Source organism: Alcanivorax sp. HI0083 (assembly GCF_001635175.1).
Genome location: NZ_LWFX01000446.1, coordinates 1 through 535, shown reverse-complemented (window position 1 = coordinate 535; position 535 = coordinate 1). Strand labels below are relative to the sequence as shown.

The window sequence follows — 535 nt, the reverse complement described above, 5'->3', positions numbered from 1 at the left end:
GCTCTTCCTGGCTGTTTTTCTCACCATGAAAAACCGGCAGTTTGCGCATGGAATGGACCAGCTCGTGGGTCGGCGCCTGCATTCGTTTTACTTCCAGGGTCCAGCGGATGTGGTGAACAATCATATGGAAGAAGGCCAGACGGGTAGCCAACGAATAGGCACTGTCATCGTCGTTGAATTCATTGAAGTCCAGGCTTGCCAATACCGCCTCCCGAGCATTGTCCGCCACCTTTATGGTAGCGCTGCGGGGCGTTCCCAGAAGCATGGACAAGGTGCCAAATACTTCACCGGGTGAGACATAGTAAAGCGGAGCTTCCTCTGGATTATCCGAGAGGACTTCAAGCTGCCCCCGGAGCAAAAAATACAGGGTGGAATCCACATCACCAGCACGGATGACACTTTCCCNGGAAGCGGCTACCCAAAGGCGGGTCGTCTTTTCAAGCTGCGCAAATTCGTCCTGATCATCACGGGCGATTTCATTAAAAAACGGCACACCGGCTAACAGCTGGCGCCGCCGTTGCTGGCCGAAATCATT

At 53.9% G+C, this 535-nt stretch carries 1 protein-coding gene; it reads right to left on the bottom strand.

The window, feature by feature from the left end:
• Nucleotides 1-535 (bottom strand): cyclic nucleotide-binding domain-containing protein (locus A3754_RS04590; RefSeq protein ID WP_063518955.1); only part of this gene is annotated, 535 nt, incomplete at both ends.